At 66.0% G+C, this 16722-nt stretch carries 18 protein-coding genes and 1 pseudogene; 5 read left to right on the plus strand and 14 right to left on the minus strand.

The window, feature by feature from the left end; all coding sequences use genetic code 11:
- The first annotated feature begins 208 nt into the window (after positions 1-208).
- Together BLS74_RS17545 and BLS74_RS33895 are read left to right on the plus strand one after the other, a co-directional pair.
- Entirely contained in the window at positions 209-694 is a 486-nt protein-coding gene (locus BLS74_RS17545) for a hypothetical protein (protein WP_093108414.1), read from the plus strand.
- Between the two features lie 174 nt (positions 695-868).
- Positions 869-1240: a hypothetical protein gene (locus BLS74_RS33895; protein ID WP_139191706.1), complete on the plus strand. Its 372-nt coding sequence runs from the start codon at positions 869-871 to the stop codon at positions 1238-1240.
- A 134-nt stretch (positions 1241-1374) separates the two neighbouring features.
- Here the strand turns inward: BLS74_RS33895 and BLS74_RS17550 are convergent, their stop codons facing one another.
- The 3 genes and pseudogenes from BLS74_RS17550 to BLS74_RS17560 all read right to left on the minus strand — a co-directional run.
- Positions 1375-2163 (minus strand): class I SAM-dependent methyltransferase, encoded by a 789-nt coding sequence (locus tag BLS74_RS17550; protein ID WP_093108415.1) that lies wholly within the window; start codon positions 2161-2163, stop codon positions 1375-1377.
- A gap of 55 nt (positions 2164-2218) precedes the next feature.
- Positions 2219-2710 (minus strand): H-NS family nucleoid-associated regulatory protein, encoded by a 492-nt coding sequence (locus BLS74_RS17555; protein WP_093108416.1) that lies wholly within the window; start codon positions 2708-2710, stop codon positions 2219-2221.
- A 73-nt stretch (positions 2711-2783) separates the two neighbouring features.
- Positions 2784-3134 (minus strand): annotated as a pseudogene (locus tag BLS74_RS17560) (VOC family protein); the annotation flags it as partial.
- A 116-nt stretch (positions 3135-3250) separates the two neighbouring features.
- Between BLS74_RS17560 and BLS74_RS17565 the strand changes: the two are divergent.
- Positions 3251-3979, plus strand: coding sequence for an alpha/beta hydrolase (locus BLS74_RS17565; RefSeq protein WP_244503910.1), 729 nt, complete (start codon positions 3251-3253; stop codon positions 3977-3979).
- Here BLS74_RS17565 and BLS74_RS17570 read toward each other — a convergent pair.
- The 4 genes from BLS74_RS17570 to BLS74_RS17585 all read right to left on the minus strand — a co-directional run bounded on the left by BLS74_RS17570 (position 3942) and on the right by BLS74_RS17585 (position 6929).
- Positions 3942-5453 carry a tripartite tricarboxylate transporter permease gene (locus BLS74_RS17570; protein WP_093108419.1) on the minus strand — a complete coding sequence of 504 codons (1512 nt, stop codon included), beginning with the start codon at positions 5451-5453 and terminating at the stop codon, positions 3942-3944. The genes BLS74_RS17565 and BLS74_RS17570 overlap by 38 nt on opposite strands.
- 13 nt (positions 5454-5466) lie before the next feature.
- Positions 5467-5955, minus strand: a complete 489-nt coding sequence (locus BLS74_RS17575) for a tripartite tricarboxylate transporter TctB family protein (RefSeq protein ID WP_093108420.1) — start codon at positions 5953-5955, stop codon at positions 5467-5469.
- Between the two features lie 172 nt (positions 5956-6127).
- Complete coding sequence (locus BLS74_RS17580; protein WP_093108421.1) at positions 6128-6529, minus strand: RNA recognition motif domain-containing protein; 402 nt, start codon at positions 6527-6529, stop codon at positions 6128-6130.
- Between the two features lie 184 nt (positions 6530-6713).
- A complete protein-coding gene (locus BLS74_RS17585; protein ID WP_093108422.1) occupies positions 6714-6929 on the minus strand; it encodes a DUF3820 family protein in 216 nt (71 codons plus the stop codon).
- A gap of 39 nt (positions 6930-6968) precedes the next feature.
- On the opposite strand from BLS74_RS17585, the gene BLS74_RS17590 reads away from it, so the two are divergent.
- Positions 6969-8210, plus strand: coding sequence for a DEAD/DEAH box helicase (locus BLS74_RS17590; protein WP_093108423.1), 1242 nt, complete (start codon positions 6969-6971; stop codon positions 8208-8210).
- On the opposite strand, the gene BLS74_RS17595 is transcribed toward BLS74_RS17590, so the two are convergent.
- From BLS74_RS17595 to BLS74_RS17605, 3 genes are all read right to left on the minus strand, one after another.
- A complete protein-coding gene (locus BLS74_RS17595) occupies positions 8205-9365 on the minus strand; it encodes an acyl-CoA dehydrogenase family protein (protein ID WP_093108424.1) in 1161 nt (386 codons plus the stop codon). The two genes, BLS74_RS17590 and BLS74_RS17595, sit on opposite strands and share 6 nt — an antisense overlap.
- Before the next feature lie 46 nt (positions 9366-9411).
- Positions 9412-10173 carry an MHYT domain-containing protein gene (locus BLS74_RS17600; protein ID WP_093108425.1) on the minus strand — a complete coding sequence of 254 codons (762 nt, stop codon included), beginning with the start codon at positions 10171-10173 and terminating at the stop codon, positions 9412-9414.
- Between the two features lie 118 nt (positions 10174-10291).
- Positions 10292-11323: an NAD(P)H-binding protein gene (locus BLS74_RS17605; protein ID WP_093108426.1), complete on the minus strand. Its 1032-nt coding sequence runs from the start codon at positions 11321-11323 to the stop codon at positions 10292-10294.
- 93 nt (positions 11324-11416) lie between these two features.
- Between BLS74_RS17605 and BLS74_RS17610 the strand changes: the two genes are divergently transcribed.
- Positions 11417-12328, plus strand: a complete 912-nt coding sequence (locus BLS74_RS17610) for a LysR family transcriptional regulator (RefSeq protein ID WP_093108427.1) — start codon at positions 11417-11419, stop codon at positions 12326-12328.
- Here BLS74_RS17610 and BLS74_RS17615 read toward each other — a convergent pair.
- From BLS74_RS17615 to BLS74_RS17630, 4 genes are read right to left on the minus strand one after another with little or no spacing between them, the layout of a single operon-like run.
- The gene (locus BLS74_RS17615; RefSeq protein WP_093108428.1) at positions 12325-13962 is read right to left on the minus strand and encodes a hypothetical protein; all 1638 of its coding nucleotides are present in this window, start codon (positions 13960-13962) and stop codon (positions 12325-12327) included. The genes BLS74_RS17610 and BLS74_RS17615 overlap by 4 nt on opposite strands.
- Before the next feature lie 34 nt (positions 13963-13996).
- Positions 13997-14839 carry an ABC transporter permease gene (locus BLS74_RS17620; RefSeq protein WP_093108429.1) on the minus strand — a complete coding sequence of 281 codons (843 nt, stop codon included), beginning with the start codon at positions 14837-14839 and terminating at the stop codon, positions 13997-13999.
- 15 nt (positions 14840-14854) lie between these two features.
- Entirely contained in the window at positions 14855-15829 is a 975-nt protein-coding gene (locus BLS74_RS17625; protein WP_093108430.1) for an ATP-binding cassette domain-containing protein, read from the minus strand.
- Positions 15829-16713: a LysR family transcriptional regulator gene (locus tag BLS74_RS17630; RefSeq protein ID WP_093108431.1), complete on the minus strand. Its 885-nt coding sequence runs from the start codon at positions 16711-16713 to the stop codon at positions 15829-15831. Before BLS74_RS17630 ends, BLS74_RS17625 begins: the two co-directional genes overlap by 1 nt.
- Between the last annotated feature and the right edge of the window lie 9 nt (positions 16714-16722).

Genomic DNA, 16722 nt, shown 5'->3' on the forward strand with positions numbered 1-16722 from the left:
GCGCATGCAAGGAATTTGCGTCCGGAATCTGTTGCGTGTTTCAACGGGGATAAGTTCCGCCAGCGCCTATTTCGTTTGTCCGATGTCAAACTTTATTATTAAGTTCAGCATGCCATGTGTTCTCAGGTCGCCGCGACGTTGACCTCATCGCCAGCACCGAGACGCACCCAAGAACAGATGATTTTTCAATCTTACTTGGAGGCTCAATATGAAGAAGACACTACTGATAGCGGCAATGCTGACGTTTGGAGCCGGACAGGCGCTCGCCGCGGCACACTTCTTCAGTGCCGACGCATCCGTAAATTCGAATGGGGCCCTAGTGGTCAGTTTTGATGAAGCCGGAGTGGGGAATGCAACAGTGCTTGAAAGCCTTACAGCTCAGGGCACGGCGGTGTACGCGTGCATCAACCACGGGGGAAAGAATCCGAGCGCCAGCAACAAGACCACCGTCACGGGAGCCGTTCGGGCTGACGGCACATTCCCGGCCACCAAGAACGGCCGAGTCAGGGGGAGCCTGGAAGCCGGCCCTCCGGACGAGGGCAACTTTGCCTGCCCATCCGGTCAAGATCTCATCATCGCATGCGTCAGATACACAGACGTGCTGCTCACTGACTTGACCAACGGCGTCTCGATTGTGCCAACTGGCACCTTCTCCAGAAACTTCTTCAGCATCCCAGGCTCTTGTCCCAACTAAGCAAGAGTCCGCGTCGCAAGGGACCCTGGGCAAGCTCGGGGCCCTTCCCCGTTGTGGTTTCGCCGTGCCCGGATGCGATCGAGCCAACGTCCTGATCTTCGACACTCATCAAGCGCACCAGGCAACCGGCAGCAAGTAATAACGGCCATCTCGGCCAACACCAAGGACATCGTCGTGGTGCATGGACAACGTGGAGCGCGCCTAGCGCTTGCAGGTATTTGCCTGGCAGCCCTGTCGGCAACCGCGGGTGCACCGCTGTTCGCAGCCGAAGCTCGACGGCCTTCCTCCACTGAAGCCGATCGGATCGAACAATCAGCCGGCGTCGAAGTCCAGGTCGACGAGTCTGGCTTGGCAAGCTATGGCGGCGCGCTCTATAGCCCGTTCAGCACCGCTTTTGACATGGCCGCGTCAACACCTCACGCCTACGCCACGTCGACACGACAAAACGCGGACGACGGATCGCCCAACCCCGTGACGGCGGCAGTCACCGCGCTCGTTGCTGTGGGGTTCCTCGTCATTCTTGTTCGCGTCCTGATTGCGAGTTAGGGGCGCCTGCGCCTTGACTCTAACTAAACGGGGATGACTCGGGTAGTCCACATAGCATCTGTTGGCCGACTGTCGCCGGTCGCGGCCGGCGAGCTTCTGGCCCTAAACAGACATTGCTCTTGCTGCAACGCGCCCTAGACAACTCCGCGTACAGCCCAAAACGACGTTGTCAGGGCGCGTGGTCCGTCAGGCAAGCCGCAGAGATACGCTGCTCGGACACGATGCTTCAGTTCGTCGCGTTTCGACATTGCAAGCTGCGTCACGTAGTTGCCCGTCTTTCCTTGCCCGGTGAGGAACGTAGACCAGTAGTCATCAAACGACTGGTACTCGAATAGGGCGGCAAGTTGGTCTTCCACGACGGCGGTGAAGCTCGCAGCTTCGAACAAGTCCGCGAGTCCTCCGGGCCAACCGAGCGCCTTCGAGACCATTTCGTCGCGCATTGCAGCGCCGTCTGCATCGAGGACGGCAGCGGCGTCCCAAACCAGGCTGAATGGCGTCCAGCCGCAGCGGAAATTGTTGACGACCACAGTGACCATGCCGCCCTTGCGCGTGACCCGCTTCATCTCGCGCAGGCCCTGGGCGGAGTCCGGAAGCACGTCCAGCGCGAGCATGGATAGGGCGCGGTCGAAAACCCCATCCTGGTACGAAAGGTTAAGGGCATCGCCGACTTCGAAGACCACGTCCTGCCTTGCGGTCACACGCTGTGCAAATTCAACGTAAGAGGGAGACAGATCGACCCCGGTTGCGCGCGCCCCGGCGAGCGATATGGCACGCGTCAGATGGCCTGTGCCGCAACCCACGTCAAGGACGGCCTCGTTTGCCGAAACACCTGCGAATCGAACAACGGACGGTGCAAGGCGTTGGCTTCCTCGACCGACATATGCTTCATAGCCCTCAGGGTCGGTCGCTACGAACACTGCCATTGAAACTCCTCAGAACCTGCATTGCAGACACCCGGTGCGGCGCGTCAGCCGTGTCTCAGGCAGTCATCTCATCGAGTGTCTTTCCCGCATCCAGCGCCTCTTTCAACCAGCGCGGCCGTGGGCCCATTCCCGACCATGTGTGTCCAGCCTCATCTCGATACACAACCTTGGACTTCCGCTTCTTGGACTTATTGAGCTTTTTTGCGCTCGACGTGCCCGACGACGAAGCCGCGGTGGCGAACTCTTCAAGCGCCCTGCCGGCATTGAGAGCGTCGCGCAGCCAGTACGGGCGTTTCCCAATGCCTGACCAGGAATTGCCTTGACCGTCGCTGTACTTCGTTGACCGAGTTGGGGCAGTCTTTCCTACTTTCGCCTTCACACTGCCGGCAGTCGCTCCGAAGCCCAACTGCTCTGGAGTGAGCCCGTAGTGGGCGATGGCCACCTTGATGCGCGCAACTACTCCATCGACCTCCTGCTTGCGCAACTTCTCAGCTTGGCGCTGGAGAGTCTCGATTTGCTTTTGGATCTGCTTGTAGCTTTGAGTCATTGACCTTGGTTCCGAGATTTGGGAAGACTCGACTTTAGTCTCATTGACAAGCCTTGCCAAAACGCGATTGCCGCTACGGCTTCTCGGAGGCGTCGAAGTCGAGTTCGACCTTCGCTCCGTTGGGGTCGTGGCAGAACAGCTGCCAGGTGCCCGCACCCGCCTGCTGCCGCAGCTCGTACTTCGTGCCGCTCTGGTCGAAGCGGGCTTTCACGGCACGCAGGTCGCGTGCGGTGAAAGCCATGTGGTCGATGACGCCGGTGCGCTGCGCCGGCACCGGCCGCTCGAAGTAAAGGTGCAGCACCGCCTGCGGCCCCTCGCCGTAGAGCCATGCGCCGGGAAAGCCGAGGTCCGGTCGATGGCCGATGGTGAGCCCGAGCAGGCCCGTGTAGAAATCCAGGGTCTTCTTCTCGTCCTCGGCCGTGACGGTGAAGTGATTCTCCCGACGATCATTTCGCTCTCTCCTTGTTCATGGCAGCAACACCAGCGCGCCGATGGTGGCGCGCGATTCGAGCCGCGCGTGCGCCTCTGCCGCGGCGTTCAGTGAATAGCGTTCGATCGGCGGCGCCTTGTCCCGGTGCGCCGGTGCTGGTGTACATCCACGGCGGCTATTGGCGTGCTCTGGACAAGCGCGACCAGAGCTTCGTGGCCCCGCCCTTCGTCGATGCCGGGGCGATGGTGGTGCTGGCGAACTATGCGCTGTGCCCGGCGGTCAGCATCGAGCACATCCTGCTGCAGCTCGTGCAGGCACTGGTCTGGGTCTATCGGCATGCGGCGGAACACGGCGGCGATCCCGAGCGCATCGTGGTGGCCGGCCACTCCGCGGGCGGACACCTGGCAACGATGCTGCTGGCCTGCGACTGGCGCGCCGTGGCGCCCGACCTGCCTGCGGACCTGGTGAAGTCGGCGCTGGCCATCTCGGGGCTGTACGAGCTCGAACCGCTGCGGCACGCGCCCTTCCTGGCTCCAGACCTATGCCTGAGCGCAGCACCGGCGCAGCGCCTGAGCCCGGCCGCGATGCCACCGCCGTCGCGCGGATCGCTGGTGACGGTGGTCGGCGGCGACGAGAGCGAGGAGTTTCTGCGGCAGGCGGCGCTGATCTCGCAGGCTTGGGGTCCGCGCGTCGTCATCGCTGCAGAACGCGTTCCGCAGCGCAACCACATGGACGTGCTCAACGAGCTGGCGGACCCGCACTCGCCAACGCATCGGCGGGCCTTGCAACTGCTGGGACTGCTCAGTCCTCGACGAAAGCCTCTTGCCGCTTCGCCTTGATCGAGGGCAGCAGCACGATGCCCAGCAGCGCCAGCGCCGCCACCAGCAACCCGGCCGACAACGGCCGCGTGACGAACACGCTCCAGGTTCCGCGTGACAGCAGCAGCGCGCGGCGCAGGTTCTCTTCCATCATCGGCCCGAGGATGAAGCCCAAGAGCAGCGGGGCCGGCTCGGTGCGCAGCTTGAGGAAGAGATAGCCGACGAAGCCGAAGATCGCGACCATCCAGACATCGAAGGTGTTGTTGTTGGTCGAGTACACGCCAATCGCGCAGAACAGCACGATGGCCGGGAACAGGAACTTGTAGGGCACGGTCAAGAGCTTGATCCACATCCCGATCAATGGCAGGTTCAGGATGATGAGCATCGCGTTGCCGATCCACATCGAGGCGATCAGGCCCCAGAACAGTTCGGGGTTGCTGGTCATCACCTGCGGGCCGGGCTGGATGTTGTGGATGGTCATCGCGCCGACCATCAGCGCCATCACCGCATTGGGCGGGATGCCGAGCGTGAGCAGCGGGATGAAGGAGGTCTGCGCGCCGGCGTTGTTGGCCGATTCGGGCGAGGCCACGCCGCGGATGTTGCCCTTGCCGAAGGCAATTTCGCCGGGGCGCATCTTGATCTTCTTCTCGAGCGCATAGGCCGCGAAGGCCGCCAGCAGCGCGCCGCCGCCCGGCAGGATGCCCAGCGCCGAGCCCAGCGTGGTGCCGCGCAGCACAGCGGGCGCCATGTTCTTGAAGTCCTCCTTGGTCGGCCACAGGCCCTTGACCTTGGAGGTGAACACTTCGCGTTCGTCGTCGGGCTGCGAGAGGTTGCCGATGATCTCGCCGTAGCCGAACACGCCCATGGCGATCACCACGAAGCCGATGCCGTCGGTTAGTTCGGGGATGTCGAAGCTGTAGCGCGCCACGCCCGAATTGACGTCGGTGCCGACGATGCCGAGCAGGAGGCCCAGCACGATCATCGCGACCGCCTTGAGCAGTGAGCCCGAGGCCAGCACCACGGCGCCGATCAGGCCCAGGATCATCAGCGAGAAGTACTCGGCCGGGCCGAACTTGAAGGCCAGCTCGGTCAAGGGTGGCGCGAAGGCGGCAAGGATCAGCGTGCCGACGCAGCCCGCGAAGAAGGAGCCCAGGCCCGCGGCCGCCAGCGCCGGACCGGCACGGCCCTGCCGCGCCATCTGGTAGCCGTCGATGCAGGTCACGACTGACGAGGACTCTCCCGGCAGGTTGACCAGGATCGCGGTGGTGGAGCCGCCGTACTGCGCCCCGTAGTAGATACCGGCCAGCATGATCAGCGCCGACACCGGCGGCAGCGCGTAGGTCGCCGGCAGCAGCATCGCGATGGTGGCGACCGGGCCGATGCCGGGGAGCACGCCGATCAGCGTGCCCAGGATGCAACCCACCAGGCAGTACAGCAGGTTGGTGAACGTGAAGGCGACGCCGAAGCCGGTCGCCAGGTTGTGAATTAGATCCATGGTGCGCCGGTCCTCAGCCCGAAATGAAAGTGGGCCAGACCTGGATCTGCAGCTTGAGCGCCCAGATGAAGGCCACGTAGCTGCCGGCCGCCAGGATGGTCGAAAGAATCAGCACGTCGCGCAGCTTGAAATGCGCGCCGGCCAGGCTGGAGATGATGGTCAGCGCGTAGATTGCGAGGATCATTCCCATCGCCGGCAGCCCGATGCTGGGCAGGCCGCCCAGCAGCACGCCGAAGGCGAGGTTGGCGCCGAGCACGAAGGCAAGCGGCTTCCAGGCCCACTTGCCGATCTTGTCGCCGTCGTTGGTCTCGACCACCAGCGCCTGGAATATGATCGCGGCGCCCAGGATCGCCAGCAGGATTCCCAGCATGAGGGGGAAGTAGCCGGGCCCCATGCGGGCCCCGTCGCCGATGTTGTAGGTGGTGGCGCCGATGGCGAAGGCCCCTCCCACCGCGGTGAACATGACTCCCGAATAGAAGTCAGCCTGACTCTTGATGCGCATTGTCTCGACCCTCGTTGATGTGCACCCGAGGGTCGTCGCCCGTGCCTGACTGCTTGCTGACCAGTACTGTACGGACTTCCACGTATCGGCCCTTCTCTCCCTGTCGCGGCCGCAACGAAAAAGGCTCCCGAAGGAGCCTTTTCATCGACGCTGTGAAGCGTGAGCTGTGTGCTTAGTAGCCGCCGCGGCCACCGCCGCCGCCGCCATAGCCGCCACCGCCGCTGCGGTTGCCACCGCCGCCGCCGTAACCGCCACCACCGCCGCCGCCGTAACCACCGCCGCCGCTGCGGCCACCGCCGCCGCCGAAGCCGCCGGGCGAACGGGGCTCCATCGGACGGGCTTCATTGACGGTCAGGCTGCGGCCTTCGAGCGATTGGCCGTTCAGGCCTTCGATGGCTGCGAGCGCTTCCGCGTCGCTGCTCATTTCGACGAAGCCGAAGCCCTTGGAGCGACCGCTGTCGCGTTCCATCATGACCTTGGCACTGGCGACCGAGCCGTACTGGCCGAAAGCCTGTTCGAGTGTGTCGTCGCGCACGGAGTAAGCGAGGTTGCCTACGTAAAGTTTCTTGCCCATAGAAGGACTCCTAATTCAAACCAACAAAACAAAGCGATGGAGTCCCTGTATCACAACAAACTAAAGCAGCGCTGTGGCGCGAAACTGACCGATCACCGGATCACGTCTTTGGCAGAAAAAATGCCAGGACGTCCCGGTATTGTCGTTCACTATTCCGAATTTGTCAGAAATGCTTTTTTAAGGGTTAACGCGGCCTGCGCAGCGGATCCAGCAGGCCCTTCAGCCCGTTGTGGTCGATCTCGTGCATCAGCGCCAGCAGGCGGCCGATCTCGCCCTTGGGAAAGCCCTCGCGCGCGAACCACTGGAGGTAGTTGCCCGGCAGGTCGGCGATTACGCAGCCCTTGTGCTTGCCGAAGGGCATTTCGAGCGTGACCAAGCGTACGAGGTCATCGGGCTTCATGCTGGCTATGCTCCTTCACTCTCTCCAACTTCCTCATTCATGCCATTCAGCTCTCTGGGCCTCGATCCTGCCATGGCGCGCGCCGCGGCCGACAAGGGCTATGCGGTGCCCACCGCGATCCAGGCCGCGGCCATTCCGCCGATCCTGCAGGGCCGCGACATCCTGGGCGCGGCCCAGACCGGTTCCGGCAAGACCGCCGCCTTCTCGCTGCCGCTGCTGCAGCGGCTCGCGAGCGAGCGCCCGGCCGCGCTGCGCCGGCTGCGCGCGCTCATCCTGGTGCCGACGCGCGAACTTGCGGCGCAGGTTGGCGAATCGATGCGCGGCCTTGCGCGGCATCTGTCGGCGCCGATCAGGATTGCCGTGGCATTCGGCGGTGTCTCCATCAACCCGCAAATGATGGCGCTGCGCGGCGGCGCCGATGTCATGGTCGCCACGCCGGGCCGGCTGCTGGACCTGGTCGACCATCGCGCGCTGAAGCTCTCCTCGGTGTCGATGCTGGTGCTCGATGAGGCCGACCGGCTGTTGGACCTCGGTTTTGCCGACGAGCTCGCGCGCATCCTCGCGCTCTTGCCGGCAGAGCGCCAGAACCTGCTGTTCTCGGCCACCTTCGCGCAGGCGGTGCGTTCGCTGGCCGAGGGGCTGTTGCGCGAGCCGGTGCGCGTCGAGGTGCAGGCCGAACCGGCCGAAGCGCCCGCCATTCTGCAGCGCGCGATCGAGGTCGATGCCGGACGGCGCACGCAGCTGCTGCGCCACCTGGTCCAGCACGAGGGCTGGGCGCGGGTGCTGGTCTTCGTTGCCACCAAGCACGCGGCCGAGATCGTGGCCGACAAGCTGCGCAAGGCCGGCATCGATGCCGAACCCTTCCACGGCGTGCTGAGCCAGGGCAAGCGCACGCAGGTGCTGACCGACTTCAAGGCTTCGAGGGTGCAGGTGGTGGTCGCCACCGACCTCGCCGCGCGCGGCATCGACGTGGTGCAGTTGCCGGCGGTGGTGAACTACGACCTGCCGCGCTCGGCCGTCGATTACCTGCACCGCATCGGCCGCACGGGACGCGCGGGCGAGAGCGGCGTGGCGCTGAGCTTCGTGAGCGCGGACAGCGAGGCGCATTTCCGGCTCATCGAGAAGCGCCAGGGCTTGAACGTGCCGCGGGAGCGGGTGGCGGGCTTCGAGCCGGTGGAAACCCAAGCGCCTGCAAGAGCGCCGGACAGCAACGGCGGCGTCAAGGGAAAGAGGCCGAGCAAGAAAGACAAGCTGAGGGCGGCCAAGGCATCCGCATCATGACTGCGGTGGCCGCTTTGCGATCCCCATGGTCTTGGCCAGGATGCCCAGCATCACCTCGTCGGCGCCGCCGCCGATCGAGGCCAGCCGGCCGTCGCGGTACAGGCGCGACACGCGGTTCTCCCAGGTGAAGCCCATGCCGCCCCAGAACTGCAGGCAGGTGTCGGCCACCTCGCGCGTGAGGCGCCCGCACTTGAGTTTGGCCATCGAGGCCAGCGCGGTCACGTCTTCGCCCTGCACATGGAGGTCGCAGGCGCGGTAGGTCAGCGCGCGCAAGGCCTCCACTTCGGTCTGGAGCTCGGCCAGCTTGAACTGCACCCACTGCTGGTCTGAAAGCGTGCCGCCGAAGAGCTTGCGCTGCTGCGCCCACTCGATGGTGTCGGCGATGCAGGCTTCCATCGGTTCGAGCGAGCTGGCGGCGCACCACAGGCGCTCCTCCTGGAATTGCTGCATCTGGTAGACGAAGCCCTGGCCTTCCTCGCCGATGCGGTTGCGCTGCGGCACGCGCACGTTGTCGAAGTAGATGAGGCCGGTGTCGCTCGAGTGCATGCCGATCTTCTTGATCTTCTTCGCCTTTTCGATGCCGGGGCTGTCCATCGGCACGATGACCAATGACTTGTTGCGGTGCGCCGGTCCGTCGCTGGTGTTGACGAGCATGCACATCCAGTCGGCCTGCAGGCTGTTGGTGATCCACATCTTCTGCCCGGTGATCAGGTAGTCGCCACCGTCCTTGCGCGCATGGCTTTTGAGCCCGGCCACGTCGCTGCCGGCGCCGGGTTCGCTGACGCCGATGCAGCCCACCGTCTCGCCGGCGATCGCGGGTGCGAGGAACTCGCGCCTCAGCGCGTCGCTGCCGAAGCGTGCGAGCGCCGGCGTGCACATGTCGGTCTGCACGCCGATGGCCATCGGCACGCCGCCGCAGCTCACATGGCCGAGCGCCTCGGCCAGCGCCATCGCGTAGGAGTAGTCGAGCCCAGCGCCGCCGTATTCCTCGGGCTTGTTGAGGCCCAGCAGGCCCAGCGCACCGAGCTTCCTGAACACCTCGTGTGCGGGAAAACTCTCCGCCGCTTCCCACGCGTCGACATGCGGGTTGATCTCCTCGTCGATGAAGCGCCGCAGCGTCTTCTGGATCTCGAGGTGTTCGTGGGTGTACTGCATGCCCCACTCTAGGCGCGCCGCGCGGCGCGCCGCTTGCGCCAACTGGCTATGCGTGCGCCGTGGCCCGTGGCGAGTTGTCGATCGCGCGGCCCGTCACCACCCAGAGGATGAAGATCAGCACGATGCCCGCGATGCCGAACACGCCCAGCCCGATGTTGCTGCCGCCGACGGCGAAGGCGCTGGGGGATGTGGGCGCGATGCAAACCATGCTGGCCGCCGTCATGCCGACGTAGTGCATCGAGCAGACGGCCACGCCCATCACGGCCGCGGCCACCACCTGGTGCGTCAGCTCGGTCAGGTTGAAGGCCAGCCACAGCGCCGAGGCGGCGGCGATGACGGCGATGGCGAACGAGCCCGCCACGATGCTCCAGTCGAGGCTCATCGTCGCGCGCATGCTCATCGCGAACATGCCCATGTAATGCATCACGCAGACCCCCACCGCCGCCAGCAGGCTGCCGGCGACCCAGCCCTTGGCGTTGAAGCGTTTGCCGCCCGCCAGGTACAGGGCGACGCCGGAGATGACGATTGCAGCCACCAGCGAAATGACGGTGAGCGGCACGTTGTAGGCAATGGGAATGGGCAGGCGGTAGGCCACCATGCCGATGAAGTGCATCGACCAGATGCCGATGCCGCCCAGGGCCACGGCGCCGGAGGCCAGCATGGCGAAGTCCACCGTGCCGTCGGCACGGACCATCTTTCTCGCGCACAACAGGGCCAGCAAGGAGCCGAAGAACGAAATCACGTAGGAGAGCACCACCGTCCCGAGGGCGTATTTCGGGGTCAGCAATTGGCCGATGAGGGGGTCCATGACTTTCCTTTCAAGAAAAACCAAGAAAGGTCGGTCTACATGAGAAGACCGACGCGGCGCCCGAGGGCTGCGCCAGTCTGTAACAGCCATTTCTGTAAGTAAATTAAGCGCTTGTTACTCAGATCGATGCCGACGTGTGACTTATTTCCGCTTTTTGCGGCGCTTGAACGTGGACGGCTGTGCCGCGCAAACAGCCCAGCCCGGCCAGCGTGGCCCCTACCGCAACGTCGAGTGGCGTATGCGGCTCGGTCCCCAGCACCGACAGCAGCCGGGCATTGCGCAGGCGCACCGGCTGCTGCCACAGGTAGCGCATCTCGCGCAGCTCGCGAAACATCGGCACTAAGGGCGAGCTCAGCGTCAGCAGCCACCAGGGAAAGCGCTTGACCGGCAACTCCGGCCGTCCGCTGGCGCGCCGGATGGCGGCCTGCATCTGGGTGCCGTCCGCGTCCCAGTGGCCGTTCATGTGGAAGGTATCGAACACCGCCAGCGCGCTTTCGCGTTCGACCAGGCGAACGATGGTTTCGGCCACGTCGGGCAGGTAGGCCCATTGGTGGCCGACGCCGCGTCGTCCGGGGTCGCTGATCGCCGCGAGCGCCTGGCCGGGCTTCACCAGCCCCTGGGAGAACCAGTTGTTGCGGGCCCTGGGCCCGAAGAAGTCGCCGGCGCGAACGATGAGTGTGCGCACACTACGCTGCGCTGCCTCGCGCAACCGTTGTTCCATCTGCACGCGGATCGCGCCCTTGCGCGTCAGCGCACGCTGTGGTGCGCTCTCGGCGATGTCGGGGAATGCATCCGGCCCGTAGTTGTAGACCGTGCCCGGCAGCACGATGCGGGCGCCTGAAGCCTCGGCCGCCCGGATCGTGCTCTCCAGCATCGGCAGCACCAGCGTCTCCCAGTTGCGGTAGCCGGGCGGATTGACCGCGTGGACGATCAGCGCCGCGCCGCGCGCCGCCGCCACCACGCTCGAGGCGTCGAGCGCATCGCCTGCCACCCATTCCGGCTGTGCCAGGCCGGCCGGCCATTGCGCCGCAGCCTGGACCGGGTCGCGGGCCAGCGCCCGCACCTGCCAGCCGCGCCGCAGCAAGGCCGCCACCGTTTCGCCGCCGATACCGCCCGTCGCACCGAGCACCAATGCCGTACCTTGTTCCATTTCGCTGTTCCTTTCATGTCGAGGACTCGATTCTTGAGGCGGCTCGCGCTAAACACAATTGTCATAGCAGTGCTATCGGCTAGTATCAAATGGATGAGCACAAGTCATCTCGACTGGGAAAATCAGCGCGCCTTCCTCGCCGTACTGCGCGAAGGAAGCCTCTCCGCGGCGGCAAGAGCGCTCAACGTCGTTCAACCGACAGTGCGGCGGCGGCTCGATGCGTTGGAGCGCTCCCTCGGGGTCGCGCTGTTCACGCGCTCGCCCAGCGGTCTTTCGCCGACCGAAGCCGCACGCGAACTCGGCGCCCATGCCGAAACCATGGCGGCCGCCGCGGATGCCTTCGCGCGAGCGGCCTCGGCCGACACCGATGCTGCCTTCGGCACGGTGCGCATCACCGCGAGCGATGTGATGGGCGCCGAGGTGCTGCCCGCGGTGCTGGCCGAGCTGCAGGAGGCGCAGCCGGGGCTGGTGTTCGAACTCAGCCTGACCAACCGCACCGAAGATCTGCTGCGGCACGAGGCGGACATCGCGGTGCGTATGGTGCGGCCCACGCAGGCGGCGGTCGTCGCCACGCACGTGGGCGCGGTGCAGCTCGGCCTCTTTGCCAAGGCCGCCTATCTGGAGAAGCACGGCACGCCGCGCGCCCTCGAAGAGCTCGGCCGCTTCGCGCTGATCGGGCCCGACCGCGACACCGGTGTCCTGCGCGCGTTGCAAGCCCGGGGCCTGGATCTGCGCCGCGCGATGTTCAGCTGCCGCGCCGACAACCAGCTGGCACAACTGGGCGCCATCCGGGCCGGACTCGGCATCGGCATCTGCCAGAAGGCGCTGGCGAGGCGCGACCCGGCGCTGGTGCCGGTGCTTCCCGAGCTGTTCACCCACGATCTCGAAACCTGGGTCACGATGCACGAGGACCTGCGGCGCGTGCGGCGCGTGCGCACGACCTTCGGCCACCTGGTGAAAGCGCTGTCCGCCTACTGCAGCGGCGGTGAAGGCCGCCCGCTCTAGCGCTGCGCCCGGATCCGGTAGAGCGCGTTGTTGCGGTCGGCCGTCATGTAGATGGTGCCGTCGCTGCCCACCGCCACCCCGGTCGGCACGTACGGCGGCGGCATGCCGGGCCCGCCGACCAGGCCGATCGGCAGGTTCTGGGCCACGGTGCGGCGCGTGCCGTTCGCGGGATCGATTTCCACCAGCCGCCGCGCCGCACTCTCGGCCACGATGAAGCTGCCCCAGGGCGTTTGTGCCAGGCCTTCGGGCAGCGCCAACCCGTCGGCGATGGCACGCAGCGGCGCGCTGGCGTCGAGCGGAATGCGCGTCAGCTTGCCCGCGGCTTCGGTGACGTAGAGCGCGCCGTCGCGCCCGAGGATCATCTGCACCGGCCCGCCGAGCCCGCTGGCCAGCACCTGCCGGGTCTCGAACTTGGGGCCGCTCGCGCGCGTCACGCTGCCGGTCGCGATCTCGGCATAGACCAGGCTGCCGTCGGGCATCGGGATCGCATCCACCGGCGCCTTGAGGCCATGCAGCATCGCAGTGGTCTTGAAGGTTTTGCGATCGACCAGCTGCACCGAGCCGGTGAACCACGACGACAGCGCGAAGTGGGTGGCCGACAGGCCCACGCCGAACGGGTATTCGAGCTCCGGATCGCGCTGCATGCGGAAGATGTCGCGCACCGCGCCCGTCTTCGCGTCGACCTGGCGGAAGCCGAAGATGTCGGCCACCCACAAGTCGTTGCCGTCGATCTTCAGGCCGGCCGGCACCGCGAGCTTGCCGCTGGTCAGCATGCGCACCTCGCCGGTCGCCGGGCTGAAGGCCTCGACCGAGTTGTCGGCCATGTTCGAGACGTAGATCGTCCCGTCGGGCGCAATGGCGAGGTTGTCGAGCGAGGGCTTGAGCTGCTTGGCGACCGTCTTGCGGCCGGTCGCGAGATCGACGCGCACCAGTTCGCCGCTCCTCGTATCGACCACCCACAGATTGCCCTTGCCGTCGAGGTTGGCGGCCGCCGGGATCTTGAAGCCCTCGGCGATCACCGTGAGCCTGCCGTCGGCCGGATCGATCTTCGCGACCTGGCCCTTGAACCACAGCGGGCCGTAGAGCATGCCGTCCGGCCCGACCTCGAAGCCGTTGAAGCCGCCCATGTCCTTCTTGATCAGGCGCGGCGGCTTCTGGCCCGCGATGTCGATCTCCCACAGGGCGTCGCCGAGGAACACCTGCGAGGCGTAGAGCTTGCCGTTGCGGCGGTCGAAGTCGAGCGAGTTGATGCCGGGCAGGTCCTTGGCGAGCACGCGCATCGGAGCGCTGTCGTTCTCGCGGTAGCGGACCATGCCCATCAGGTAGTTGGTCCACGCGAGCTCCCCCTTGGGCCCGACCGCGATGTCGTCGGCCTGGCCTTCGAGGCCCTCGATCAGTACCCGCGTGGCGCCGCTGTTGCGGTCGACTTCCCACATCGTATTGCTGACCACCGAGCCAGCGAGCAAGCGGCCCTGGCGGTCGACGGCCAGGCCGTGGACGCCGCTGAAGGAGGAGGGGGCGACCAGCGCTTCGGGTGGAGCCCAGCCCGTGGGGCGGGTGGGCGGGGCGGTGGTGGTGCAGGCGCCGAGGATGAGTAGCGAGGCGAGCAGCGCTGCGTCGAGGATTCGGGGCATGTGTTGTCTCCTTTTCTTGGTCGCCGGGGCAGGATCAGGCCCTGAACCTCTTGCGCGTCAAGGCCAGTGCCACCCAGAACGACACCACGGTGTAGGCCACAAGCACCACCGCATGCCGCCACCAATCCACGGGCCATTGATCCATGAACAGCGGTCGCACCAGCTCCACCGCGCTGGCGAGTGGCAGCCAGCCAGCCACTGCGCGCACCGCCCCCGGCAACTGCTCCAGCGGAAAGAAAACGCCCGAGAGAAACATCATCGGCGTCATGAAGAGCGTGAAGTAGTAGGTGAAGAAGTCGTAGCCCTTCGCCAGCGCATTGAAGATCAGCGCGATGCACGAGAAGGTGACCCCCACGCCGGCCAGCACGAACCAGGCGACGAGGAGCCTGGGGCTGTGGCTGATGCCGAGCCCCAGCATCACGAACAGGATCGCGGTGGTCGTGAAGATGGCCTTGAAGCCGGCCCACAGCATTTCGGCCAGCACCACGTCGTCGAGCCCCACCGGCGCGTTCATGATGCCGTCCCAGGTCTTCTGCACGTGCATGCGCGAGAAGGCCGAGTACAGCGCCTCGAAGGAGGCCGCGTTCATCGAGCTCATGCAGATCGAGCCGCTCGCGAGGAACAGGATGTAAGGCACGCTGCTGCCGCCCACCTCGACCTGGCCGACCAGCGCGCCCATGCCGTAGCCGAAGGCCACCAGCCAGATCAGCGGCTCGGCGATGTTGCCGATCAGGCTCGGGATCGCGAGCTTGCGCCATACCAGCAGGTTGCGCAGGAACACGGGCCACCAGCGCATCGAGAGCTCGGGCGGTCGCCAGACCGACGGCGCTCGAGGGGCGGAGGAAGCGCCCGGCAGAGAAGAAGCTGGACTCGACATGATGATGTGCTCCGACTAGCCGTCTTCGCGGATCTGGCGGCCGGTCAATTTGAGGAACAGGTCCTCCAGATTGGCAGGTCGATGGAAGGTGCGCAAGCCGCTGTGGCTCGCCAAGGCTGCCAGCAGGCCGCGCGCATCCTGCGTGTAGAAGAACACCGTTTCGCCGCTGACCTCGACGCGGGCCGCGAACTCCTTCAGCGGCGAATGCGCGAGCCCGAGCGCACCGTTGCCGTACACCTCGACCACGTCGGGCTCCAGGTGCTCGGCGATCAGGTCGCGCGGCCGCCCTTCGGCGATCTTGCGGCCGTGGTCGAGCACCAGCAAGCGCGAGCACAGGCGCTCGGCCTCGTCCATGAAATGCGTGGTGAGCAGGATCGACTTGCCCTGCTGCAGCAGCAGCTGCAGCCGCTCCCACATCAGGTGCCGCGCCTGCGGATCGAGGCCGGTGGTGGGCTCGTCGAGCATCAGCAGCTTCGGATCGTTGACCAGCGCGCGCGCGAGAGACAGGCGCCGCCGCATGCCGCCGGACAGCTCGCCCGGCCTCGCATCGGCCTTGTGCGAGAGCGCCGCGAATTCGAGCAGCTGCGGAATGCGCGGTGCGATCTGCGCGCGGCGCATGCCGAAGTAGCGCGCGTAGACCATCAGGTTCTCGGCGCAGCTGAAGTCGGGGTCGAGCGTGTCGAACTGGCTCACCACGCCGAGCTGCGCCTTGATGGCGCGCGCATCGCGCGGCATCGAGAGCCCGCCGAGCGCATCGATCGTGCCGCCGTCGGGCGTGGTGAGCCCCAGGCACATGCGGATGGTGGTGGTCTTGCCGGCGCCGTTGGGGCCGATCACGCCGAGGCACTCGCCGGGCGCGATCTCGAAGGACAGGTCGTCGACCACGGTGGTCGCGCCGTAGCGCTTGTGCAGGTGGCTGGCGTGGAAAAGAGGGGAAGCAGGGCTGGGCACCGCGGCATTGTGGCGCAAGCGGGCGGCGCCTTCGCGCATCAAAGATGCAACCCCTCGAACTCCTTCTTCATCCAGTCGATGAAGGCGCGTGTGCGTGCCGGCAGCAGCCGTGCGTGCGGATAGATCACGCTCACCGGCCTCGGCTCCAGCTCGAACTCCTCGAGCACGATCGCAAGCCGCCTCTGCGCCACGAAGGGCTGCACCTGGTAGGAGAAAAACATGCCGAAACCCATGCCCGCGGCGCAGGCCTCGACCGCGGGCGCGATGTGGTTGAACTCCAGGTTGCCCTTGGCCGCGACCGCGAAGCTCCGGCCGTTCTCCCGGAAGTGAACCGGGGCGCTCGGATGGATGCGCACGCAGTTGGCCTTCAGCAGCTCGCGCGGATGCCGCGGGATGCCGTGCTGCCGCAGGTAAGCCGGGCTCGCAACCACCACGCGGCGGATGCTGCCGAGCTGCTGCGCGACCAGCGACGAATCTTCGAGCGGGCTGATGCGGATGCCGACATCGATACCTTCCTCCAGCAGGTTCACATTGCGGTCGTGCAAGAGCACGCTGCAGCGCATCTTGTCGTAGCGCTGGAGAAAGCGAACGATCGCCGGCGCCACGTACATGTGGCCGAACAACACCGGAGCAGTGACCGTGAGCTGCCCGGCGGGCTCAGCCGCATCGACCGTGAGCGCGCGGTCGGCGGCATCGGCCGCAGCCAGCACCTCGCGTGCGCTGTCGAGGTAGCGGCGGCCTTCCTCGGTCAGCGAGATGCGCCGCGTCGTGCGGTGGAACAGGCGCACGCCGAGGTGCGCTTCGAGCGCAGCCAGCGAGCGCACGACGGCGGGCAGCGAGCTGTCCAGCGCATCGGCGGCCTTGGTCAGACTGCCCTGGTCGGCGATCTGCACGAAAGTCTGCATGGCTTTGAGTCGGTCCATGAGGCGATT

The sequence above is a fragment of the Variovorax sp. CF079 genome, assembly GCF_900101545.1.
In the GTDB taxonomy this organism is placed as follows: Bacteria; Pseudomonadota; Gammaproteobacteria; order Burkholderiales; family Burkholderiaceae_C; genus Variovorax.